The 20,958-nt window shown below is 67.2% G+C and carries 18 protein-coding genes; 6 read left to right on the forward strand and 12 right to left on the reverse strand.

Annotation, left to right across the window (positions count from 1 at the left end):
• The first annotated feature begins 20 nt into the window (after positions 1–20).
• Complete coding sequence (locus ACIGJG_RS21720; RefSeq protein WP_483673914.1) at positions 21–671, forward strand: OmpW/AlkL family protein; 651 nt, start codon at positions 21–23, stop codon at positions 669–671.
• Positions 672–772: 101 nt separating this feature from the next.
• Here ACIGJG_RS21720 and ACIGJG_RS21725 read toward each other — a convergent pair whose 3' ends face one another.
• On the reverse strand, positions 773–2,260 hold the full coding sequence (locus tag ACIGJG_RS21725; protein WP_373460902.1) for an AMP nucleosidase: 1,488 nt from the start codon (positions 2,258–2,260) through the stop codon (positions 773–775).
• A 198-nt stretch (positions 2,261–2,458) separates the two neighbouring features.
• Between ACIGJG_RS21725 and ACIGJG_RS21730 the strand changes: the two genes are divergently transcribed.
• The gene (locus ACIGJG_RS21730) at positions 2,459–2,848 is read left to right on the forward strand and encodes a GNAT family N-acetyltransferase (RefSeq protein WP_041680327.1); all 390 of its coding nucleotides are present in this window, start codon (positions 2,459–2,461) and stop codon (positions 2,846–2,848) included.
• A 33-nt stretch (positions 2,849–2,881) separates the two neighbouring features.
• Here the strand turns inward: ACIGJG_RS21730 and ACIGJG_RS21735 are convergent, their stop codons facing one another.
• The gene (locus tag ACIGJG_RS21735) at positions 2,882–3,649 is read right to left on the reverse strand and encodes an NADPH-dependent F420 reductase (RefSeq protein WP_220629975.1); all 768 of its coding nucleotides are present in this window, start codon (positions 3,647–3,649) and stop codon (positions 2,882–2,884) included.
• Positions 3,650–3,873: 224 nt separating this feature from the next.
• On the opposite strand from ACIGJG_RS21735, the gene ACIGJG_RS21740 reads away from it, so the two are divergent.
• Both ACIGJG_RS21740 and ACIGJG_RS21745 read left to right on the forward strand, forming a co-directional pair.
• A complete protein-coding gene (locus ACIGJG_RS21740; RefSeq protein WP_011301530.1) occupies positions 3,874–6,186 on the forward strand; it encodes a TonB-dependent receptor in 2,313 nt (770 codons plus the stop codon).
• A gap of 34 nt (positions 6,187–6,220) precedes the next feature.
• On the forward strand, positions 6,221–7,285 hold the full coding sequence (locus ACIGJG_RS21745) for a beta-propeller fold lactonase family protein (protein WP_011301529.1): 1,065 nt from the start codon (positions 6,221–6,223) through the stop codon (positions 7,283–7,285).
• 10 nt (positions 7,286–7,295) lie between these two features.
• On the opposite strand, the gene ACIGJG_RS21750 is transcribed toward ACIGJG_RS21745, so the two are convergent.
• Positions 7,296–7,964, reverse strand: coding sequence for an ankyrin repeat domain-containing protein (locus ACIGJG_RS21750; RefSeq protein ID WP_483673915.1), 669 nt, complete (start codon positions 7,962–7,964; stop codon positions 7,296–7,298).
• Positions 7,965–8,266: 302 nt separating this feature from the next.
• Here ACIGJG_RS21750 and ACIGJG_RS21755 point away from each other — a divergent pair, with 302 nt between their 5' ends.
• Both ACIGJG_RS21755 and ACIGJG_RS21760 read left to right on the forward strand, forming a co-directional pair.
• Positions 8,267–9,997: a pyrroloquinoline quinone-dependent dehydrogenase gene (locus tag ACIGJG_RS21755; protein WP_140950351.1), complete on the forward strand. Its 1,731-nt coding sequence runs from the start codon at positions 8,267–8,269 to the stop codon at positions 9,995–9,997.
• A 67-nt stretch (positions 9,998–10,064) separates the two neighbouring features.
• Positions 10,065–10,622 carry a c-type cytochrome gene (locus tag ACIGJG_RS21760; RefSeq protein ID WP_235679854.1) on the forward strand — a complete coding sequence of 186 codons (558 nt, stop codon included), beginning with the start codon at positions 10,065–10,067 and terminating at the stop codon, positions 10,620–10,622.
• Positions 10,623–10,633: 11 nt separating this feature from the next.
• Here ACIGJG_RS21760 and ACIGJG_RS21765 read toward each other — a convergent pair whose 3' ends face one another.
• From ACIGJG_RS21765 to ACIGJG_RS21805, 9 genes are read right to left on the reverse strand one after another with little or no spacing between them, the layout of a single operon-like run.
• The gene (locus ACIGJG_RS21765) at positions 10,634–12,004 is read right to left on the reverse strand and encodes a sigma 54-interacting transcriptional regulator (RefSeq protein ID WP_483673916.1); all 1,371 of its coding nucleotides are present in this window, start codon (positions 12,002–12,004) and stop codon (positions 10,634–10,636) included.
• A 38-nt stretch (positions 12,005–12,042) separates the two neighbouring features.
• On the reverse strand, positions 12,043–13,734 hold the full coding sequence (locus ACIGJG_RS21770) for a TadG family pilus assembly protein (RefSeq protein WP_011301524.1): 1,692 nt from the start codon (positions 13,732–13,734) through the stop codon (positions 12,043–12,045).
• Positions 13,731–14,081 (reverse strand): DUF3613 domain-containing protein, encoded by a 351-nt coding sequence (locus ACIGJG_RS21775; protein WP_011301523.1) that lies wholly within the window; start codon positions 14,079–14,081, stop codon positions 13,731–13,733. The genes ACIGJG_RS21770 and ACIGJG_RS21775 overlap by 4 nt, the downstream gene beginning before the upstream one ends.
• On the reverse strand, positions 14,081–14,944 hold the full coding sequence (locus tag ACIGJG_RS21780) for a tetratricopeptide repeat protein (RefSeq protein ID WP_011301522.1): 864 nt from the start codon (positions 14,942–14,944) through the stop codon (positions 14,081–14,083). Before ACIGJG_RS21780 ends, ACIGJG_RS21775 begins: the two co-directional genes overlap by 1 nt.
• Complete coding sequence (locus tag ACIGJG_RS21785; RefSeq protein WP_011301521.1) at positions 14,941–15,975, reverse strand: type II secretion system F family protein; 1,035 nt, start codon at positions 15,973–15,975, stop codon at positions 14,941–14,943. The genes ACIGJG_RS21780 and ACIGJG_RS21785 overlap by 4 nt, the downstream gene beginning before the upstream one ends.
• A gap of 8 nt (positions 15,976–15,983) precedes the next feature.
• Positions 15,984–16,910 carry a type II secretion system F family protein gene (locus ACIGJG_RS21790; protein WP_140950358.1) on the reverse strand — a complete coding sequence of 309 codons (927 nt, stop codon included), beginning with the start codon at positions 16,908–16,910 and terminating at the stop codon, positions 15,984–15,986.
• Positions 16,903–18,225, reverse strand: a complete 1,323-nt coding sequence (locus ACIGJG_RS21795) for a TadA family conjugal transfer-associated ATPase (RefSeq protein ID WP_011301519.1) — start codon at positions 18,223–18,225, stop codon at positions 16,903–16,905. The genes ACIGJG_RS21790 and ACIGJG_RS21795 overlap by 8 nt, the downstream gene beginning before the upstream one ends.
• 1 nt (position 18,226) lies before the next feature.
• Positions 18,227–19,498 carry a CpaE/TadZ family protein gene (locus tag ACIGJG_RS21800; RefSeq protein ID WP_011301518.1) on the reverse strand — a complete coding sequence of 424 codons (1,272 nt, stop codon included), beginning with the start codon at positions 19,496–19,498 and terminating at the stop codon, positions 18,227–18,229.
• A 48-nt stretch (positions 19,499–19,546) separates the two neighbouring features.
• On the reverse strand, positions 19,547–20,899 hold the full coding sequence (locus tag ACIGJG_RS21805; RefSeq protein ID WP_425291347.1) for a type II and III secretion system protein family protein: 1,353 nt from the start codon (positions 20,897–20,899) through the stop codon (positions 19,547–19,549).
• Positions 20,900–20,958 lie beyond the last annotated feature (59 nt).

The raw sequence follows: 20,958 nt of genomic DNA on the forward strand, positions 1-20,958 counted from the left end.
CCAGACCAAAGCAAGAAACCATGAACAAGCTCTCTCTCCTGACCCGGGTCGCCTGTACTGCCATCGCCGCGATTGCCATGTTCGGCGCCGTCTCCACGCCCGCCCTCGCCGCCGACGGCGAGACCCAGGGCAACTGGATGGTGCGCCTGCGCGCCACGTACCTCGACATGGCCGACAAGTCCGATGCCATTCCCGCGCTGGGCGTGCCGTCGGATGCCATCACGGTCAACAACAAGTGGATTCCCGAGCTCGACGTCACCTACTTCTTCACGCGCAATATCGCCGCGGAACTGGTGCTGACCGTGCCGCAGAAGCAGGACGTCTACCTGAACGGCAACCGCATCGGCACCTTCAAGCACCTGCCACCCACGCTGCTCGTGCAGTACCACTTCCTGCCCGAAGGCACGATTCGTCCGTACGTGGGCGCCGGCCTGAACTTCACGCGCATCTGGGGCGCCGACATCGCCAACAACACGCTGCAGCTCGACAACTGGAGCGTGGCACCGGCGCTGCAGATCGGCATGGATTACAAGCTGACCAAGAACTGGTTCCTGAACGCCGACATCAAGAAGGTCTGGCTCGGCAGCGACGTAAAGGCCGGCGGCGAGAAGATCTCGAAGGTCAATCTGGATCCGTGGCTGTTCAGCATGGGCGTGGGTTACCGGTTCTGATCGGGCTCGTCCGAGTCTGCGTGAAACGAAAAAAGCCAGCGCATGAGGCGCTGGCCTTTTTCATTGCGAAGCCGCTGTCCGTACAGTGCGGCGGGAATCGTTCAGCGGAATGCCGGCTCGTCGAAACTACGCAGCTTGCGCGAATGCAGTTGCTCGACACCGTTCTCGCGCAGGATGCGCACCGCTTCGAGACCGATGGTCATGTGCTGGCTGACGCGCTGGCGATAGAACGCATTAGCCATGCCGCGCAGCTTGAGTTCGCCGTGCAGCGGCTTGTCCGAGACGCACAGCAGCGTGCCATACGGCACGCGCAGGCGGAAACCATTGGCCGCCACGGTCGCGCTTTCCATGTCGATGGCAATCGCTCGCGACTGGTTGAAGCGCGCGTACAGTGCCTTGGATTTCAGCTCCCAGTTGCGGTCGTCCGTGGAGACCACCGTGCCCGTGCGCATGCGCGTCTTCATCTCGCCGCCGGACAGGCCAGTCACACGTGCCACCGCTTCCTGCAGCGCCACCTGGATTTCCGCGATCGGCGGCACCGGGACCCACGGCGGCAGGTCGTGGTCGAGCACGTGGTCGTCGCGCACATAGGCGTGGGCGAGCACGTAGTCGCCAAGCTGCTGCGAGCGCCGCAAGCCGCCGCAATGGCCGATCATGAGCCAGCAGTGCGGGCGCAGCACGGCCAGGTGGTCGGTCATGGTCTTGGCATTGGACGGACCCACGCCGATGTTCACCAGCGTCACGCCGAGCTTGTCCTCGCGCACGAGGTGGTAAGCCGGCATCTGCGGCAGCGCGCGGGGACGCACGGCGTCGTCGGGCTCGGCGCCGCCAAGCTGCTGGATGACGTCGCCGGGCTCGACGAAGCGCGTGTAGCCGCTGCCATCGCTGCTGGCCATCAGCGATCGGCCGAGCGCGATGAATTCATCGACGTAACGCTGGTAGTTCGTGAACAGCACGAAACGCTGGAAATGCTGAGGCGCGGTGCCGGTGTAGTGATACAGGCGCTGCAGCGCGAGGTCCACGCGCTCGGCGGGGAACAGCGACAGGGGCCACGCCTCGCCGGGCACCGGTTCGTAGGTGCCGTTGGCAATGGAGTCGTCGATGCGGCTCAACTCCGGCAGCACGAAGGATACTTCGAGTTCGCGCGCCTGGGTATAGCTGATGTCGGTCGTCGAGGCCTCGATCACGAACGGCAGCGGGATCGGCCGGCGGCTGAGGCCCACCACCACGGGCACGCGGTGATAGCGCATCAGCCGTTCGATCTGGTCGCGGTAGTAATCGGCGAGCAGGTCGGGACGCGTCACCGTGGTGCCATAGACGCCCGGATAAGCCACCGTGCCCCATGATGGCCGGCTGTCGGTCACCATGGTTTCGATGTTCACGGAAATGCCCAGGTACGGGTAGCACGCATGCGCCGCCGAAGGCAGCGGCTTGCCGCTGGCGAACGCGTCAAAGCGCGCGCGCACGGCGCTGACCGAAGCGTTGTAGATCTCCTTGATGCGCGCCAGCGCAGCGTCGGCATCGGAGAATTCGGCCAACTGATCGGCCGGGTGGGCAGAAGAGAAGATCGGGGCGTTCATGAAAGCCATCATACCGCGCTGCAGCGCGAGAGGCAGCGGTTGATGCGCCGGCACTGCGTACGTGCGGCGGCAAATTGACGTGTCTGCCCCCGCTCGCTACACTCCGCCAATTGCGCGGCCGGGCTTCCCGTGCCGTACTCGACTCGCGGCACCCCCCGGCAGTGGGGCGGCGAGGGGTTGTACATGCTTTTGCTAGGGGAGCCGCCGATGGAAATCCGTAATGTGTTGCCTGGAGACATCGAGGCTGCCAGGCAACTACTGATCGCCAACGGCTGGAACAACCGCGTAGGCAGCGCCGAACGCTTCGCTCGCCTGGTTGCCAATTCGCAGCGCGTGGTCGTGGCAGTGGACAAGGGTGAAGTCATCGGCTTTGCGCGCGCGCTGTGCGACGACGTTTCCGATGGCTTCCTGTCGATGATCGTGGTGGCGCCCAACTACCGCCGTCAGGGCATCGGCCGGGCGCTGGTGCGCCAGGTCATGGGCAACGATCCCGACATCATCTGGGTACTGCGCGCGGCGCGCTCGTCCGAAGCGGCATTCTTCGGCCAGCTCGGCTTCACGCCGTCGATGGTGGCCATGGAGCGCCGCCGGCCCTGAGCCTGCGGCTCACGCGCTAAAGCTCCTCTCCCTCTACTGCGCGCCCATTTTCCTGCGCATTTCCTCCACGCTTCCGATCTGCCGGAACAGCGGCCCGCCAGGCGCGAATTTATCCGCACTGGCCAGCGGCCCTACCACGACCGGTTCAAACCCCGCATCACGCACAAGCTGCTCCGCCACGCGCAACGCGGCCGCGTCGTCGCCGGCAATCGGCACGGCCACACGATCGCCCTCGCGATGGTGTTCCTTTGCGAAGTTCGCCGCCCCCATGAAGTTGAATGCGCGCACCACGCGCGCGCCGGCCAGGTATTTGCCCGTGGTAATGCCAATGCCGTTGCGCTGCGCCTCGTCGGCAATGGCACCGTCGCGCTGCGCAATCGCATTGGTCGCATCCAGCACGATCTTGCCTTTCCACGCGCCCGCGTTCTGCTCGCTCAGTTGCGGCAGCGCGTTGTAGGGCGTGGCGAGGAACAGCACGTCCGAGAACGCGATGGCGTCGGCCACCGTTCCCGCGCGCGCCAGCGGGCCGAGTTCGCCGACCAGTCTTTTCAGCGACTCGGGATGCCGCGAGGAAAACAGTACCGGATGGCCCGATTTCACCCAGAGGCCACCGATGGTCCCGCCGATCCGGCCCGATCCGACCACGCCGATCTTCACCGGCTGGCCGTTGCCACGACTGCCGGCGCCACCGTCCTGCGCGCATGCGCCAAGGCCCGGCACGGCCAGCGCCAGCATGGCAATGGCGCCGGCACCAAGCAGGCGGCGGCGGCCGGGGTCGACGGCGGGTTCGGTGATCGGCATGGGCGGCTCCTGCTGGTTCGGGATTCGGGAGATTTCGAAGTAGGCAACGCCGGGCGCAACCCCGGGGCCACTTGAAAACTCTAGGCAAAAATGGCGCATAGTGGCGGACAGGCCGCCGCTGCAACTTGGCAGTACCGGACCGCTGGACTAGATTAGGTAGCATTTGCGCCACTCGAAGTCATCCGCGACCGTGCCTGCGCGACGCAGCGCAACAAGGGGACCCCATGGCCCGACGCCGTTGCCGCACCCGTCCGCTGCGGGTGGTGCCGTGCCTGAGCGCGCTGGCACTGTCCGCGCCCGGGTCCGCGGCGGCGCAGCAGGCTACCGGCGAAGCGGCCGCTGACCAGGTCCGCAACCTGCAGGAGGTCACAGTCGTCGCACCCACCCCGTTACCGGGCTTCACCATCGAGCGACAGGCCTTTGCCGGCAATGCGCAAACCGCCACCGACGGCGACCTCGAGCGCGTGAAGGCGCCCAACCTGACAAGCTTTCTGGCGGAGACCATGACTGGCGTAGTGGTCAACGACGCGCAGGGCAACCCGTTCGCGCAGGACCTGCTCTATCGCGGCTACCGGCTGTCGCCCACGCTGGGGTCGGCGCAGGGCCTTTCGCTATACTTGGACGGCGTACGCCAGAACGCCGCGCTGGGCGACGTGATCCAGTGGGCAGCCATCCCCGAAGCTGCGCTCAGCACCATCACGCTGGTGCCAGGCAGCAACCCGCTCTACGGGCTCAATACGCTGGGCGGCGCGCTCGCGCTCCAGACCAAGTCCGGCGAAACCCATCCGGGTGTGGAAGCCGACCTGAGCATCGGCAGCTACGGGCGCGCGCGCCTGGACGTCAGCGCCGGCAAGGCGCTGGGCGACGGCTGGCACGCCTACATGGCAGGCACGGGATGGCGCGAGGACGGCTGGCGCGACCGCTCGGACAGCGACCTGGGCAACCTGTTCTTCAAGCTGGGCCGCTCGACCAGCGGTACGCAATGGAACGTGAGCGTACTGGGCAGCAGCAGCCGGCTGTCCGGCAATGGCCTGACACCGGACAGCCTCTACGCCGCCGATCGCCGCGCGATCTACACCGCGCCCGACGAGACGCGGTCGCGCTCGCTGCAGGTCGTGCTCAACGGTGCGCACCAGTTCAACGCGCAGGACCAGCTTCAGCTCACGCTGTACCTGCGGCAGACCCGCACGCACGCCAACAGCGGCGACATCAGCGATGCCTACCTCGACACCGTGCTCGATTGCCAGGGCCAGGCCGGGAGCGGCGATTGCGAGGCCGACGATGCGCCGCCCAACGCCGTGCTCAACAGCGCCACGGTGCGGGAAACGGGCTATGGGGCCTCGGCGCAGTGGTCGCATGATGGCGATACCCACCGTTTTGCGTTCGGTGCGGCGCTCGACCTGAACCGCTCGCACTATACGCAGACCACGCAGCAGGCCAGCTTCGACAGCGCCCGCAATGCCGTGGCCGATGCCGGCGCGCCGGTAGTGACCCAAGCCGCGCTGGACGGCCGCGACAGCACGGTCGGGCTGTTTGCCACCGACACCATGCGCCTGCTGGAAGGCACCTTCCTGACGCTGGCGGCGCGGTGGAACCAGGGCCGTCGCCACACGCTGCTCAATCTCCCTACGCAGTCCGACGAGAGCTTCACCTACTCGAAGCTAAACCCTTCCGTTGGCCTCACGCACCGGTTGCTGGACCGGCTGGTGGTGTTCGGCTCGGCGTCGCAGGGCACGCGCATGCCGACGGCCATCGAGCTCGGCTGTGCCGATCCCGCCAACGCGTGCCAGCTTCCCACCGGATTGCAAGCGGACCCATTTCTGCGCCAGGTCGTCACCCGCACGCTGGAATTTGGCGGACGCTGGCAGCCCGCCGATGCCACCGAGGTCACGCTGGCGCTGTACCGCAGCGACAACCGCGACGACATCGTGTTCCAGCGCTCTCCGGTCAGCCCGCTCGGGTACTTCTCCAACTTCCCCAAGACCCGCAACGAAGGCGTGGAACTGGGGCTGCGCCAACGTCTTGGCCGCCTGACACTGCGCGCGGGCTACAGCTACACGCGCGCGACTTACCAGGCGCAGGGCGAGCTGCAGACGCCGTTTGCGGCGCCCGTGGCGGTACAGCCCGGCACGCGCATGGCCGGGATCCCGCTGCACAGCTTCAGGCTCGGCGCCGACTGGCGCGCCACAGCGGCGCTCAGTGTCGGCGGCGACCTGCTGGTGTCGTCGTCGCGCCCGGTCGCCGGCAACGAGGACGGCGCGCTGAGCGCGCAGAACCCGGCGCTGTCCGATACCGGCGGCTACCTGCTGCTGAACCTGCGCGCGAGCTGGCAGTTCTCGCCGCGCTGGCAGGTCTATGGCCGCATCGACAATGTGTTCGACCGGCGCTACGCCACCTATGGCCAGGCCGGCTATAACCTGTTCGCAGGCGGATCGCTGCTGCAGCCGGGCGCGGCAGTGCCGGTGGAGCGCTTTGTCGCGCCCGGTGCGCCGCGCCTGTTCCTGGTCGGCGTGCGCTACGAATGGGACGGCCGCTGACCGACGTTGCCCGATTCACGTGAAAGGAACCGCCATGACATTGCCATCGACATCCTTGCGCGCAGCCACCGTGCTGGCGCTTGCCTCGGTGCTGGCCGGAACCGGCCAGGCCGGCGCGGCACAGGCTTATATCTCCACCGAGAGCGGCGGCATCGCCGTGATCGACCTGGAGCGCATGGAGCGCCTGCCCGGGCTGAGCACCGCCGGCAAGGGCCCGCGCGGACTCGCCCTCACCACGGATGGCAAGTTCCTGCTGGCGGCGAACAAAGAAACGGGCGATATGTCGGTGATCGACGTGGCGGCCGGCAAGGAAGTGAGACGCGTGCCGATCGGCCAGAACCCGGAATTCGTGCGCGTCGCCGGCGACCAGGCGTTCGTCACGTTCGAGCCCGGCGAGCGGCCCGGGCCGCCGGGAAAGCAGGCCGCGTCGGCAAAGGACGCCGGCAAGGACGTCGACAAGCCACTGCCGGCTGAAATCGCCGTGGTCGACCTCAAGAGCTGGCGCGTGGTGCGTACTGTCCGCAGCGGCCTGGAAACCGAGGGCATCGAGTTCTCGCGCGATGGTCGGCTGATGCTGGTCACCAACGAGGGCGACGATACGGTCACCGTCTACGACAAGGCCAGCGGCCGGCAATTGCAGCAGCTGCACATGCCCGCGGGATCGCGTCCGCGGGGCATCCGCGCAAGCCCCGACGGCAGCCGCTATGTGGTGACGCTGGAATCGGCCAATGCGTTCGCGGTCCTGGCCGCAGACGACTACCGGGTGCTGCGTACCGTACCCACGCGCACGGGGCCGTACGGCGTCACATTCGATCGCAGCGGCGGGCGCCTGTTCGTGGCGGCGTCTCGCGCGGATACGCTGCAGGTCTTCGACGGCCAGAGCTATGCGCCAGTGGCCGATATTGCCGTAGGCAAGCGCTGCTGGCATTTCGCCTTCACGCCCGACGATGCGCGCCTGCTGGTGGCGTGCGGGCGTTCCAACGCGGTACAGGTGTTCGACGCACGCACTTACCAGCCCGTGCAGCAGATCGACGGTTTGCCGCTTGCGTGGGGCATCGTGACCTGGCCGAAGAGCATCGGCACGATCGACGCGCCCTGATCGCCGAGGACTACTGGCGCGCGGCCATCATCGCCGCAACGGCCTTTGCGCCGGCCTGCTCGGCGATCTGCCGCGCGGTCAGCCCGCGATCATCGCGCAGCGACGCATCGGCGCCACGCGACAGCAGCAGTTGCACCACATCGCCCTTGTCATAGCCGGCGGCCCACATCAGCGCCGTCAGGCCATGCTGGTAGCGCGCATTGACGTCGACACCGGCATCGAGCAACTGCTTCACGATGGCCGCCTGGCCCTGGCCCGCTGCGTAGACCATCGCGGTCTTGCCGATCCGGTCAGTCGCGTTGAGGTCTGCATGGCGGGCCAGCAGCATCGTGCTGATGTCCGGGTAGCCGCCGAACGCGGCGGCCATCAGCGGCGTGACGCCCTGCAGGTTGGGCTGGCTGACGTTGGCGCCGTGGTCGACGAGCGTGCGCGCCATGCCGGTCAGGCCGCGCTTGGACGCCGTGATCAGGGCCGTGTCGCCGATGCGGTTGCGCGAATCGACGGCGGCGCCCTGTTCGAGCGCGCCACGTACGCCGGCCTCGTCGCCAGCGCGCGCCGAAGCGAGCAGACGGGCGTTGAGGCTGACGTCATCGTCGGCCAGCACGGGCGCTGACTGCAGGCACAGCACGCCCAGCATCGTCAGCCCCAATAGGGAAACGCTCTGCAGTACGCGGTTCATCTGCGGCTCCTTCCGCTTCGGGCCGGTGTCGTTGCCGTTAGTGTGGTGTGCGCAAAGCACAAATTCAAGCCACACGCGAAATGCTGCAATGCACGCGGATCGCGCGTCCGGAAACGCACCGCACAACCGGGTGCGTACTGGTTGTCTTGTGCACATTCTTGCCTATACTGCCCTCACCTCGGGCCACATCGACGCGCGGCCGGGCCAGTCTGTGCGCCGCGCCGATGCCGGCCCGCGCGCCGCGATCCGGCGCACGAGGCTGGCGCCACCGGGGCTACAAGATTCGAAGAAAAGGAGCGACCATGCTCTCTGTCCCTCGCCTCTCCCGGCAAGCCCTTCCCCTGCTGCTCCTGGCCCTGTTTGCGTCCGCCGCGTACGGCGCCGACGAGATCCAGGGCGGCGCGACCACCGCTGGTGCGCCGATGTCCAGTGCGCTGCGTCCCGTCACGCAGGCGCAACTCGACGGGGCGCTCACGAACAGCAATGACTGGCTGCATTCGAACGGGTCGTACGGCCAGACGCGCTATTACGCGGGCACCCAGATCAACACGAAGAACGTCGCCAAGCTTCGGCCCGCGTTCGTGTTCCAGACCGCGGTGATGGAGTCGATGGAAACCGCGCCGATCGTCGTCAACGGCGTGATGTTCCTCACGACCTCGTACAACCACGTCTACGCGGTGGACGCGGTGACCGGCAAGGAGTTCTGGCACTACAAGCACAAGATGGGCCCGGTCACGACCTTCTGCTGCGGCCCGAACAACCGCGGCGTGGCCATTAGCGGCGACCGTCTCTACATGGGAACGCTCGACGCGAAGCTGGTTTCGCTCGATGCGAAGACGGGCAAGCTGCTGTGGGAAACGCAGATTGCCGATCCTGAACTGGGCTATTCGGAAACCATGGCGCCGGTCGTGGTCGACGACAAGATCCTGATCGGCACGAATGGCGGCGAATACGGCATCCGCGGCTTCGTCAAGGCCTTCAGCGCCAACGACGGCAAGCTGCTGTGGACCTTCTATACGATCCCCGACAAGGGCCATGAAGGTGTCTGGGCCACCAAGGACGCCACCGGCCGCGACATGAAGCGCAATATCGCCGCGGAAAAGAAGATGCTTTCCGACAAGGGCGGCGACTTCTACAAGACGCTCGGCGGCGGCGTGTGGATGGCCCCGGCCGTTGACCGCGCCAACAAGCTGGTGATCTTCGTGGTCGGCAACCCGTCGCCGGACCTGTATGGCGCGATTCGCCCGGGCGACAACCTGTACACCGACTCGATGGTCGCGGTCGATCTCAACACCGGTGCGTACAAGTGGCATTCGCAATATATCGCCCATGACGTCTGGGACCTGGACGCCGTGAGCCCGCCGATCCTGGTCGACGTGCGCGATGAAAAGGGCAACATGATTCCCGGCGTGATCCATGGCGGCAAGACCGGGCACGTCTACGTGCATGACCGCCGCGACGGGCGCCTGATCCGCTTCTCGGACGCGATGATCCCGCAGGAAAACATGTGGACGCTGCCAACCGCGCAAGGCGCACGCATGCTGCCCGGCGCCAACGGCGGCGTGGAATGGTCACCGATGGCGTTCAACCCGAAGCTGCGCCTGGTCTATGCCGCCAACCTGCACCAGCCGATGACGTACCAGGTGGAAGACGCACCGTACCCGGGTGGCAAGCTTTGGCTCGGCGGCGCGTTCAAGACGATCCCGAGCGAGCAGCAGTGGGGCAAGCTGTCGGCGGTCAATATCGACACCGGCAAGGTAAAGTGGGACTTCAAGACCGAGCAGCCGCTCATTGGCGGCGTGCTGGCGACCGCTGGCGGGCTGGTGTTCAACGGGGAAGGCAATGGCTGGTTCCGCGCCTTTGACGCAGCCACCGGCAAGAAGCTGTGGGAATTCCAGTGCGGCGCGGGCGTCAACGCGCCGGCGGTGTCCTACATGGTCGGCGGCAAGCAGTACATCGCCGTGGCAGCGGGCGGCAATACGCAGCTCGACTTCAAGCGCGGTAACAGCGTGTTCGTCTTTGCCGTGCAATAACGCGATCATCGACGGGGGCACCATGGCAGGCGTCAGCCCGGTTCCAGCGCGGCGCCTGCCCGCGCTGATGCTGTTGCTATCCCTCTGCGGCGTGGCCGGCCAGGCCATCGCCGATGCCGCGGCCGGACAGGCCAAGGCGCAGGTGTGCGTGGCCTGCCACGGGCCGCAGGGCAACTCGACCAATCCGGCCTATCCGGAACTGGCGGGCCAGACCGCGCGCTATCTTTACCTGCAGCTGCGCGATTTCAAGGAAGGCCGCCGCAGCGACCCGGCCATGTCGCCAATGGCCGCACCGCTATCGCGCGAAGACATGCAGGACCTGGCCGATTACTTCGCCGCGCAGAAGCCGATACCGTCCACCTACAAGGTCGAGGCCGCACGCGTCGAAGCGGGGCGCAAGAAGTCCGAGGAAATCCTGTGCACGATGTGCCACCTTGGCGGCTTCTCGGGCCAGAACGAGATCCCGCGCGTGGCGGGACAGCAGTACGCCTATATCGTGAAGCAGCTCGAAGACTTCCGGGCCAAGCGCCGCACCAACGATGCGGGCAACATGACCAGCGTCTCGCGCAACCTGAGCGACGAGGATATCCGCAACCTGGCGAGCTACATCACGAACCTTAACTAGCGTCCTGGTCTTTACGCCGGTTCAGCCTCGCTGTCGGCAATCTGATACTTGCGCATCTTCTCCCACAGCACCTTGCGGCTAATGCCCAGGCTGGCAGCCGTATCCTGACGGCGCCAGCCGTTGGCGTCGAGCGCGGCCAGGATACGGCGGCGCTCATCCGCGTCGTTGCGCCAGTCGGCATGGCGGTCGCTGCCATCGAACGCGCCCGGGTGCAGCATGCTGAAAAGCGGGCGGATTCGCTCAGGGTCCCAGTCTCCGGCTTGCCGGACGGCAATGCCAATGCGCTCGGCCAGGTTCCGAAGCTCGCGCACATTACCGGCAAAGTAAGCCGTGCCGACGGCGCCCTTGATCCAGTCCGGCATCGGCGGCAGGGCGTCCAGCGCCGCCGCCCCCATCATGTGCCGCAGGAAGGCGGTCAGCAGCGCCACCTTGTCGGCCATGCCGCGCTCTTCCAGGCTCGGAATACGCATCTCGATCACCGCCAGGCGGAAGAACAGGTCAGCGCGAAAACGCCCCTGCCGTACCGCATCGCGCAGATCCTTGTTGGTCGCGGCAACCAGGCGGAAATCGAGCTTTACGTTCATGGTCGAGCCCAGCCGTGTCACCACGTTCTCTTCGAGCACGCGCAGCAGCTTGACCTGCTGGAACAAGGGCAGGTCGCCGATCTCGTCCAGGAACAGCGTGCCGCCGTTGGCCTGTTCGAAGAAGCCGCGGTGCGCGAACGATGCGCCGGTGAACGCGCCCTTGGCGTGGCCGAAGAATTGTGACTCGAACAACCCGTCCGGTATCGCGCCGCAGTTCACGGGCACGAACGGGCCCTTGCCATATGTCTTGTTGCGCTCGTGGAACAGTTGCGCAATGCGCTCTTTGCCGGCCCCGGTCTCGCCGTACAGCAGCACATTGCTGCCGAAGTCCGCGAACGTATCCACCTGCGACAGCAGTCGCTGCATGGCGGGCGAACCTGCTACCAGTTCGGCGTGCCGGTCGCCGTGGTCGTCTGTCGCCATCATCTGCGGCAACAGCTTGCCGATCTGGTTGCGCAGGTCGGCGCCGGTAAAGTCATCGGGCAGGATGTGGGCGTATTCGGGCGGGAAGCGTCCGGGATCCGACTCGCGACCCGGTGCGGCGACCCAGATCACCGGCATGCCATGCGCGGCTTCCCAGTCCAGCGCGGTGAAGCGTGCCGCGCCGATCACCGAGACGCTGATCACCGCCAGGCACGGTCTGGTGCGGGCTCCTTCGGGCAGGGCTTCCAGCGCCCCCGCGCGGATCACTTCCACACCGAGCGGCGTCAGGAAACGCGTCACGCGGTCGGCAATCTCGTACTTGCCTTCCCAGACGTAGACTTCGAGGTTTTCGTAGGCCCAGCGGTCGGTTTTCATTCGATTCCTGCCATCAGGCGAGAGGTCGCGATCATGGCTCAGTACACCAGTTCGGCGTTGTTGCAGTCGATGTTGTGCAGCCAGAGGTCGGCGGTGCCCAGTTGCAGGCCAAGGCTGCCCAGCAGTGGTACGAGCGCGCTGTCGAGTGCGGTGCCGAGCAGTGCCAGTATCGGTGCAAGGAAGCTCAGGTCGATCGCTACCGGCAAGCCAAGCAGCGAGGTGGCCTGCAGATTCAATGCCGCCGCGTTAGCGAGTACACCACCAACGGGGTCGCCACTGCTTACCTGCACATGTCCGCCAGGCGCCATCGTGACATCCGTACCTGCGCCGGCCACCTGCTGCGGGTTGTCATGTGCCCATACATTGAGCAGCCCCAGGCCGATCACACTGACCGAACCGATGTTGACCGCCGAGCTGGCGCATCCCGTACCCGCCGCATTGGCAAGACACGCCTTCACCAGCGATGGGGCGACGTGCAGCGTGGCACGCCGGTCCGCCGGCCCCGCCGCGCACTGCAGGCTGGTGAGCGACGCGTCCGCGCGTGCCGCTTCGACATAGAGCGGCACGTTGAGATTGACGACGCCCGTGTTGACACTCGCCGACAACGCCAGCCCCACCTGCGCCGTATGCGCCGCGGTCTGCCAGGTGACCGGGCTGTCGCTGAGCTTGCGCGCCGGCCCCACTGCCATCACGGGCGGCTGGATGATGCGCAGCCGCGCGCTGAGCCCGCCAAGCCCCGCCGGCAGGGTGCCGGTGACGGGCACCGTAACAGCCGAGTTGCCATTGGCGAGCTGGGCGCCCGCCAGCAACAGGTTCGCCACGTTCAGCCCGACCTCGGCCGCCGAGGACGCCGCGGGAGCCAGCACGCCGAGGTCGATTAGCTGCCCTAGCGTCATGCTGGCCGACGCGCCGCTCGCGCCGAGCTGGGTTGGGGGGCTGCCGAGCGCCGTGCTCAGCAGCGCGTCCTTGCCCGCGGCGCCGAGCACCAGCGCGTCAAACTGCTGCAGTGTCAGCCGTGTATTCAGCAGCTCGGAAACCGTGCCTACGCCGAGTTTGAGCCGCAACTGGTCCAGCGTCACATTGGCATCGACGAGCCCCTGCCAGTCAACCGCCGAGAAATTGACGGAATTCCCGAGCAGCAGACCCAGCAGGCTGTTGGCCGAGCTGAAGCTCGCGAGACCGCTGCCCAGCGAGAACGCCGCGACCGGCGGGCTACCGCTGGCAATGGCTTCGGCGTGCAGCTGGCGCGACTGCCCGCCCGGAAACACGAACAGGATCGGCACTGTCTGCGTGGCCTGCACGCGCACGGCATTTGGCGACAGCTTCGTGGCGTCGTATGCGGCATTGAAATGCCGCGCCGTATCGCTACCGCTGTTGTAAACCGGGTCCCACACGCCAAGGCAGGCCGTCATGGCGTCGGCGCTGCCGGCCGCCGCGTTGGCGCAGCCCATGGCGATGCCGGACGGATAGCCATTCTGGCTGCCAATGGTCTGCACGGTGCCGAGCACGCCGGCACTCTGTAGCGCGGCGCTGGTGGCCAGCTTGAGTTGCTGCGCACCGGACAGCGCGGACAGGTCCACCATGTTCTGCAGCTGGCGTTGGCGCATGAACACATGCCCCACATCGATGGACAGCAGCGCCACGAATGCCACCGTGGCGGTGAGGATCACCGCCACGGTACTGACGGCCCCGCGCTCGCGCGCCGTGGTGTGGTCCCTGCCTGTTGTCATCGGCCGATCGGCTGGCCGGCGGAGCCAGAGCGAACCGTGCTGGCATTGGCCTGGCCGGTGTAAAACTCCGGCAGGGCAAAGCGGAAGCTGTCCAGATAGCGTTCATAGCCCAGCGCCGCCTGCTCGCCCGTCATGGGCACCAGCGCGCCAGCCTGCGTACCCTCGCGCTGGATGGCAAGGATGGCGCGGGTGTTGGCGCCGACTTCGCTCGCCGCGGGCTGGCCGGTTGCCTCAGCAGACATGCCCGGGCGGGCGGCTGATTGCGTCGCGCCGACGTCCTGCGCCAGCGCTGGCGCGGCAAGCAGCGCTGCGGCCACAGCCAGGCCCGACAGTTGTGTGCGGAACATTATGGGGTGGCTCCTTCCTGTGTGGCTACGGCGGCCCTGGAAATCGAGGCGACGGCCGTTGCCGTGGCAGCTTGGGCGTTCGCGGCCGGTGCGCGCGCCGCGGGGCGGGGCGGGTTGCGGTCGTGCGCCGCAGCCGCGCGGGCCACGCGGTCGGCTTCCTTGCGGATGGCGCTGCGCGTGGATTCCGGCAGCGCCGCGCGCTGCATGATGGCCGTCGCCTGGGCCCGCTTGCCGTCGGCCATCAGCCAGACCGCGGCATTGCTGATGGCGCGCGGATTGCGACCATCGAGTTCGAGCGCCTGCATGACGGGCACCCGCGCTTCCTGCAGCGCCCCCGCGCGCATCAGCGCGTAGCCGAGGTCGCCGGCGATCTGCGGATTGACCGGGTCGAGCGTGGCCGCTTCGCGCAAGTCGACGATCGCGCGCGGGAAATCGCCCTGGCGTGCCGCAATCAGGCCAAGGCCATGATGCGCATGCGCAGCCTGCGCGCCTTGGGCGGTCCTGATCAGTTGCCGGTACGCATCGGCCGCGGCGGCGTCCTGCCCGGTCTCGCGCAGTGCATCGGCGCGCATGACGAGCATTTCCGGATCGTTGCCAAAGCGCTGCCGGTAGACGTCGATATGCGCGAGCGATGCAAAATAAAGCCCCTCCTCCTGCATCTTGCGGATCAGCCCGAGATAGACGGCCTGGTCGTTGTACTCGGCACGCGCGGTCTTGTCGCGCAGCTTGGCGAGCTCGACCTGTACTTCGGCCTGCTGGTTCATCATCGCGGCACCGTTGTCGTTCGCCGCGCACGCCGCCAACATGAACGGCATGCACAGCATCACGGCCCGGCGGAACGCGGGCACGCCTGCTTGCGTCATTTCGCTCCTCCCATATGTGCGAGCATGCGGATCACGCCCAGAAAGCCCGGGCCCGCGGTAATGATCAGCAGCACGGGAAGCATGCTGACCACCATGACCGCAGTCATCTTCACGGTCAGCCGCCCGATCTCGTCCTTCATGCGCGACTTGCGTGCTTCCTGCATGCGCTGGCCGAACAGGCGCAGCGGCTCCTGCACCGCGCCGCCGTGCCGGTCCACCTGCGTGAGCAGCGTGATCAGGCTCTTCAGGTTCTCGCTGTCGAACAGGCGGCCGATGCGCAACAGCGTCTGCTCGCGCGAGCGGCCCGAAGCAAACTGCTGGTTGGAAAGCGCAAGCTCGGGGCCCAGCACGCGCAGCATGCCGCCGAATTCGGACACGATGATCTGCAGGCTCTGGTCGATGGAAAGGCCCACGCCCTGCAGCAGCCGCAGCATGTCGATCACGATCGGCAGTTCGTCTTCGACGCTGCGCAGCCGCGCCTGCGCCCGGCGCCTCAGGTAGTGCTTGGGCGCCAGGTACGAGACGGCGAACGTGGCGAAGCCCCACGCCAGGCTCGCCGCCAGCCCCTGGCCGACATGCCAGGCCGCCGCGCAGAGCGCCAGAAGCACCGGCACGTTAAGCCGCAGCGCGCCGAAGATGGCGCGGGCGCGCAGGCCATGCCAACCGCATTGTTCGAGCAGCAAGATTTCCTCGGCGGTGACCACGGCGCGGCCAAGCGGCGAATCGAGCCAGCGCAGCCAGTGCGCGTCGACGCGCCCGCCCAGCCGCGCACCGATCTGCGCGGCCGAGCCGGCCGGCGCGGAGGGGGTGCCCGGTGCCGCAACCCGCGTGGCGGCAGGCACCGCGCCGTCGCCGCTCGCGGGCGTCGCAGCGGCCGGCTTCGCGGCGCCGGCCTGGCGCACCAGCGCGGCATCGAGCGTGCGCGCGGCGAGCCGGCGCTGGCGCCATTCCCGCAGCAATGGCAGCGCCAGCACCGCGACGCCGCATGCGGCGGCCAGCAGGCTGAGCGAAATGAGCGTGGCGCTGTCCATGGCGGCTCCTAGATCGACTTGGCCAGCCGGTACAGCATGAACGCACCGGCGATCTCCAGCGCAAGCGCGGTCAGCAGCATGGTCTTTCCGGTCGGGTCCCGCCACATCATCAGCACGTAGCCCGCGTTCAGCACGAACAGCCCCCCGCCCACCACCAGCGGCAACAGACCCAGAATCCACGCGGACAGGCGGGTTTCCGCCGACAACGCCATCAGCTCGCGCTGGGCCTGCTCGCGGTCGCGCATGAAGGCCGCGGTGCGCTCCATCATCACATCGGCCCGTCCGCCATAGCGCACCGACAACCGCAGCACGGAGGCCAGCAACACCAGCTCCTGGAGGTGATAGATGCGGCCCATCTGCAGCACCGCCTGATCGAGTTCCTTGCCCGCACGCTGCAAATGCACCGCCTGCACCAGGCACTGGCGCAGCGGCGCATCGGTGTTCGCGATGGAATTCTGGAACGCCGCCGGCACGCTGCTGCCAATGGTCATCAGGCGCACCACGCCATCGAGAAATCCAGGCAGTTGCAGCAGCATCTTCTGGCGGATGCGCCGCACCCGGTTCCACAGCACGAACGCGCTCACCGCGACGCAGACCACCGCCATGGCCGCGGCGCCAAGCACGCCGCCTGACGCGAGTGCCGCCAGCGTGAGCAGCACGCAAGGCCCGCCCCACTTCACGTAAGTGCGCCGGTTCGGTACCAGGTCGGCGCGGCGCAGGAAGTCCTCCCAGCGGCGCTTGAGGTCCCTGGCCGGTTGTTGCAGCTGGGGATCCTGCCCCGCCGCGTAGCGCAGCCGGACCTGCTCCGTCTGCGCGCGCACGAAGGCATCGGCCTGCTCCTTGCGGGCGCGCGCCTGCGCGTTGGCCAGCAGCAGCAACCCCAGGCTGGTGACACCCAGGGCCATGGCCGCAAGCAGCAGCGTGGCGCTAGACATCGAAGCGGTCATCCATCATGAAGCCGCCGCCCGGCGGCCGCATGCGCGCGAGCTTTGGCGAATGCGGCAGGATGCCAAGAGACAGCCAGCGGTCGGTCTCGGTGCCGTCCGGTCCGGTGAACGGTTCGTGGCGGTAAAGCTCCTGTGTCGAGACGATGTTGTCGCCGAGCCCCGTGACCTCGGTGATCGAGATAATGCGGCGCTTGCCGTTGGACAGGCGCCCGATCTGGACGATGAAGTCGATGGCGTTGGCAATCTGCCGGCGCAGGCTCTGCTCGCTGCCCTGGAAGCCGGCAAAGCCGGCGAGCATCTCGAGGCGGTAGAGGCATTCGCGCGGGCTGCTGGCGTGGATCGTGCCCATCGAGCCATCGTGGCCGGTGCTCATGGCCTGCAGCATCTCGAGCACTTCGCCACCGCGCACTTCGCCGACGATGATGCGGTCGGGACGCATGCGCAAACTGTTGCGCAGCAAGTCGCGGATCGTCACCACGCCGGTGCCCTCGAAGCCGCCGGGCCGGCTTTCCAGCCGCACCACGTGCGGATGGTTCAGCGCGAGTTCGGCCGTATCCTCGATGGTGATCACGCGCTCGCCCGCAGGCACGAACGTGGCCAGTGCATTGAGCAGGGAAGTCTTGCCGGAACTGGTGCCGCCGCTGACCAGGATGTTGCAGCGGGCCTTGACCGCGGCCTCCAGCAACTCCGAAATCTCCGGGCTCATGGTACCCAGGTTCTGCAGGTCCGCGGGCGTCAGCGGGTCCTTGCGGAACTTGCGGATCGACACCACCGGGCCTTCCAGCGCGAGCGGCGGCACGATGACATTGATGCGCCCGCCGTCGGGCAAGCGCGCGTCGACCATGGGCGAAGACTCGTCCAGCCGCCGCCCGATCGGCGCCAGGATGCGGCGCACGATCCGCAGCAGGTGGCCGCCGTCGGCAAACCGCACCGGGATGCGCTCAAGCACGCCGTGCCGGGACACGTACACATCCCGGTGCCCGTTGACCAGGATGTCCTCGACCGCAGGGTCGTTGAGCAGGTCTTCGATGGGCCCGAAGCCCGCCAGCTCCTTGGTCAGCGCCTCGGCGATCTGCCGTAGTTCCGCCTCGTTGATCGGAATGCGCCGCAGGCGCGTAAAGCTCTCTAGCTCCAGGTCGACGAAGCGCTGGATCGCGGTGCGCGACCAGCGGCCGAACTCCGCGCCCAGTTCCTCGATACGAGTGAGCAAGTGTTCGTGCGCCGCTTCCTTGATGTTGTGAAATTCCTGCGAGACGGGGAACGGTGCGGGGGCGTTGTCCGAGAATTCGATCGCTTGCGTCATGTCAGTTTCCTGGCAGTGCCGCGCGCATTGCACGCAACGCACGCAATGCATGGGGCAGCTTGTTCTTCACGCGGGTCAGCCGACTGCGCTGCACGGGCCTCACGGTGGCGTAGCCAGCGGCGGCCAGCAGATCAGCCAGCGCATGGACGTAGGGGTCTTGCGGCGAGTCATCGGCGAGTACAGCGGCGCGATTGACCGACTGCACCAGCGCTTCGCGGCGATCGGGGAGCGTGCTGACGGTAGACAGGCCCACGCGCCTGCGGATCATTTCGGCATCCAGCCCCAGGCGCATGTCGAAGCGGGAAACGAGCAGGTGCAAGTCTTCCCGCCCGATTTCGCGCGATTTCAACTCGTGCAGCAGTTCTGCAGCGGAAACGATCGCGCCCACGCTTTGCTCCGCGACCAGCATCACCGTGTCCGCCGCCTTGACGATTTGCGCGGTGAACTCGATGTTCGTGAAGCCGCCCAGGTCGATGATCTGCAGGTCGAAGTACGCGCGCAGGCGGTCCAGCAGCGCGGTCGCTTCCGAATAGGAAATGTCGCGCAGTTCGGCCAGCGATGGCGGCAGGGGCAGCACGCACGCCCCGTTGGCATGCCGGGACAGCGCCGTCTGCACGAATACCTGGTCGAAGCGGCGCTGGTTACGCACGGCCTCCACAAAGTGGAATCCCGGACTCAGGTTGAGATACAGCGCCCCGTCACGCGCCGGGAGGCCAAGATCGAGCAGCAGCACCTCGGCGCGCCCATCGGCGTGGGCGCCCGCGCGGACCTCTTGCTGGTTGCGCACGAGCTGACGGCGCGCCGTGGCCGCCAAGTTGACGGCGAGCGTGGTGACGCCGACACCGGGGCGCGCGCCCAGCAGCGCGATGATCTTGCCCTGGCGTGTGCCTTCCGCACGGCACACCTGTTCGCGCGGCACCATCAGCCGCCGCACCACGGCCATCGCGTCGGCCGGCGTGTCGCGCAGATCGATGAAGTCCCTGACGCCCATGCGCAACGCGGCCAGCATCATGCCGGGCTCGTCGGCGTCGCCGACGGCCACCAGGGGCAAGCCGGGAAAGACCTGTGCGAGCTGCTCCCCCAATCGCGCCGAAGCCGCCGCGAGCGCGGGGCAGAAATGCAGGAACACCAGCCCGGGGCGCAGTTCGCCGACGCGCTGGAGGAACGCCTCCTGGGAGCGGCTTTCAGCCTGCAACGTGCCAGCGCCACCCAGCACGTTGCCAAGCCATTCGCGTACGTCGTCCCGGGTTGCATGCAACAGGAATTGGTCCATGATTCCGTCTCTTTCATGTCCGACATAACCTTCCAGGAACCGGGCCGGCTAGCGCGAGAACCCCGGCAGCGACGGATCCACGTACTCGCCCGCCACGAATTTGCCCCATACCGCCGGGTCGGCGCTGGTGCGGCCGTCGCCGCCGATCGCAGCGACTGCCGGCGCCGCCCGGGCCAGCGGCTTCACCAGCCGTGGGGTGACCACGATCATCAGTTCTCTGTCTTCCTGGTGGAAGTTCAGGTTCTTGAAGAACGGTCCGATGACAGGCAGGTCGCCCAGGAAGGGCACCTTGTTCACATTGCTGACGGTATTGCGGCTGACCAGCCCGCCGATCACGAAACTCTCGCCGTCGCCCAGCTCGATCGTGGTATCGGCACGCCGCGTGACAATGGCCGGCACGATGGCACCGTTGATGGCAATGCCACGCGACGGATCGAGGTCGCTTGCCTCTGGCGCCACCTTGAGCGCAATGCGCTGGTCCGACAGAACCGTGGGTGACACCGTCAGCCCGATGCCGAACGGCTTGAACTGGATGGTGGTCGTGCCGAGGGCCTGCGGCACCGGGATGGGGATCTCGCCGCCGGACAGGAAGCTTGCGCTCTGGCCGGACAGCGCCACCAGGCTCGGCTCGGCCAGCACGCGCGCGAGGCCATTGGCTTCAAGCAGGCTGATGTTGGCGAAGAAGCCGTGCGACAGGGAGGCCGCGACCAGGTTGAAGGCATTGCTGATCGGCGTCGTGATGTCCGCGCTGAAACTGCCGTTGGCACCGCCCGTACCGGGCGTAAAGGTGAACTTGCTAAGCGTTGACGGCGAGAACGAGCCGAAGGCAAAGCCGGAATTGTTGCGAAAGAAGTTGATGCCGACTTCCTTGAGCACGGTCTTGCTGATTTCGACGACTTTCACGTCGACCTGGACCGTGTTGCTGACCGGCACGGTGGAGCGGTCCACCACTACCCCGCCCTTGCCGGATCCCACGCGCGCCGCCGTCTGTGCGCGGGCCGCGGCGTAGGCGTCACGCGACTGGCCGGTAATGGTGGCGCCGACGGCCGAATACGCGATATTCGCACCGCCGGTGTCCGGGGTGATGGCATCCACCTGCACCGTGTACGTCTGCTGCGCAGCGCCCCTTGGCCAGATCATCAGATCGGTGACGCCCGGCTGTTTGGCCACGACTAACACACCTGGCGGCCCGCTGCGCTGCTTGATAAGCAGCGCGTCGGCGACGGCCGGATTGCCGACCGCGACGCGCTCGATCGGCTGCGCGGGGCGGATCTCCTTCTGCGCGCCGGCCATCAACCGCAGCGTAGACGGCGCCGGCGCGGCCTCTTGCGCTGTGGCGCGCGGGATCGCTGTCACTAGCATGGCCGTGGCAAGCATGGCTGCAAGCAGCGTCTTCATCATGGCATCGCGAATCATGGAGTCAGGGAGCAGGATGGCGCCTACGCTTCGACGGATCATGA

It is taken from the genome of Cupriavidus sp. C1SS-2L (assembly GCF_057073735.1).

What these genes read in the sequence shown, in the direction of transcription:
- ACIGJG_RS21720 (WP_483673914.1), top strand. Translation starts at nt 21, where the DNA reads ATGAACAAGCTCTCTCTCCTGACCCGGGTCGCCTGTACTGCCATCGCC.
- ACIGJG_RS21725 (WP_373460902.1), bottom strand. Translation starts at nt 2,260, where the DNA reads ATGGCTTTCATGAACGCCCCGATCTTCTCTTCTGCCCACCCGGCCGAT.
- ACIGJG_RS21730 (WP_041680327.1), top strand. Translation starts at nt 2,459, where the DNA reads ATGGAAATCCGTAATGTGTTGCCTGGAGACATCGAGGCTGCCAGGCAA.
- ACIGJG_RS21735 (WP_220629975.1), bottom strand. Translation starts at nt 3,649, where the DNA reads ATGCCGATCACCGAACCCGCCGTCGACCCCGGCCGCCGCCGCCTGCTT.
- ACIGJG_RS21740 (WP_011301530.1), top strand. Translation starts at nt 3,874, where the DNA reads ATGGCCCGACGCCGTTGCCGCACCCGTCCGCTGCGGGTGGTGCCGTGC.
- ACIGJG_RS21745 (WP_011301529.1), top strand. Translation starts at nt 6,221, where the DNA reads ATGACATTGCCATCGACATCCTTGCGCGCAGCCACCGTGCTGGCGCTT.
- ACIGJG_RS21750 (WP_483673915.1), bottom strand. Translation starts at nt 7,964, where the DNA reads ATGAACCGCGTACTGCAGAGCGTTTCCCTATTGGGGCTGACGATGCTG.
- ACIGJG_RS21755 (WP_140950351.1), top strand. Translation starts at nt 8,267, where the DNA reads ATGCTCTCTGTCCCTCGCCTCTCCCGGCAAGCCCTTCCCCTGCTGCTC.
- ACIGJG_RS21760 (WP_235679854.1), top strand. Translation starts at nt 10,065, where the DNA reads ATGCTGTTGCTATCCCTCTGCGGCGTGGCCGGCCAGGCCATCGCCGAT.
- ACIGJG_RS21765 (WP_483673916.1), bottom strand. Translation starts at nt 12,004, where the DNA reads ATGAAAACCGACCGCTGGGCCTACGAAAACCTCGAAGTCTACGTCTGG.
- ACIGJG_RS21770 (WP_011301524.1), bottom strand. Translation starts at nt 13,734, where the DNA reads ATGACAACAGGCAGGGACCACACCACGGCGCGCGAGCGCGGGGCCGTC.
- ACIGJG_RS21775 (WP_011301523.1), bottom strand. Translation starts at nt 14,081, where the DNA reads ATGTTCCGCACACAACTGTCGGGCCTGGCTGTGGCCGCAGCGCTGCTT.
- ACIGJG_RS21780 (WP_011301522.1), bottom strand. Translation starts at nt 14,944, where the DNA reads ATGACGCAAGCAGGCGTGCCCGCGTTCCGCCGGGCCGTGATGCTGTGC.
- ACIGJG_RS21785 (WP_011301521.1), bottom strand. Translation starts at nt 15,975, where the DNA reads ATGGACAGCGCCACGCTCATTTCGCTCAGCCTGCTGGCCGCCGCATGC.
- ACIGJG_RS21790 (WP_140950358.1), bottom strand. Translation starts at nt 16,910, where the DNA reads ATGTCTAGCGCCACGCTGCTGCTTGCGGCCATGGCCCTGGGTGTCACC.
- ACIGJG_RS21795 (WP_011301519.1), bottom strand. Translation starts at nt 18,225, where the DNA reads ATGACGCAAGCGATCGAATTCTCGGACAACGCCCCCGCACCGTTCCCC.
- ACIGJG_RS21800 (WP_011301518.1), bottom strand. Translation starts at nt 19,498, where the DNA reads ATGGACCAATTCCTGTTGCATGCAACCCGGGACGACGTACGCGAATGG.
- ACIGJG_RS21805 (WP_425291347.1), bottom strand. Translation starts at nt 20,899, where the DNA reads ATGATGAAGACGCTGCTTGCAGCCATGCTTGCCACGGCCATGCTAGTG.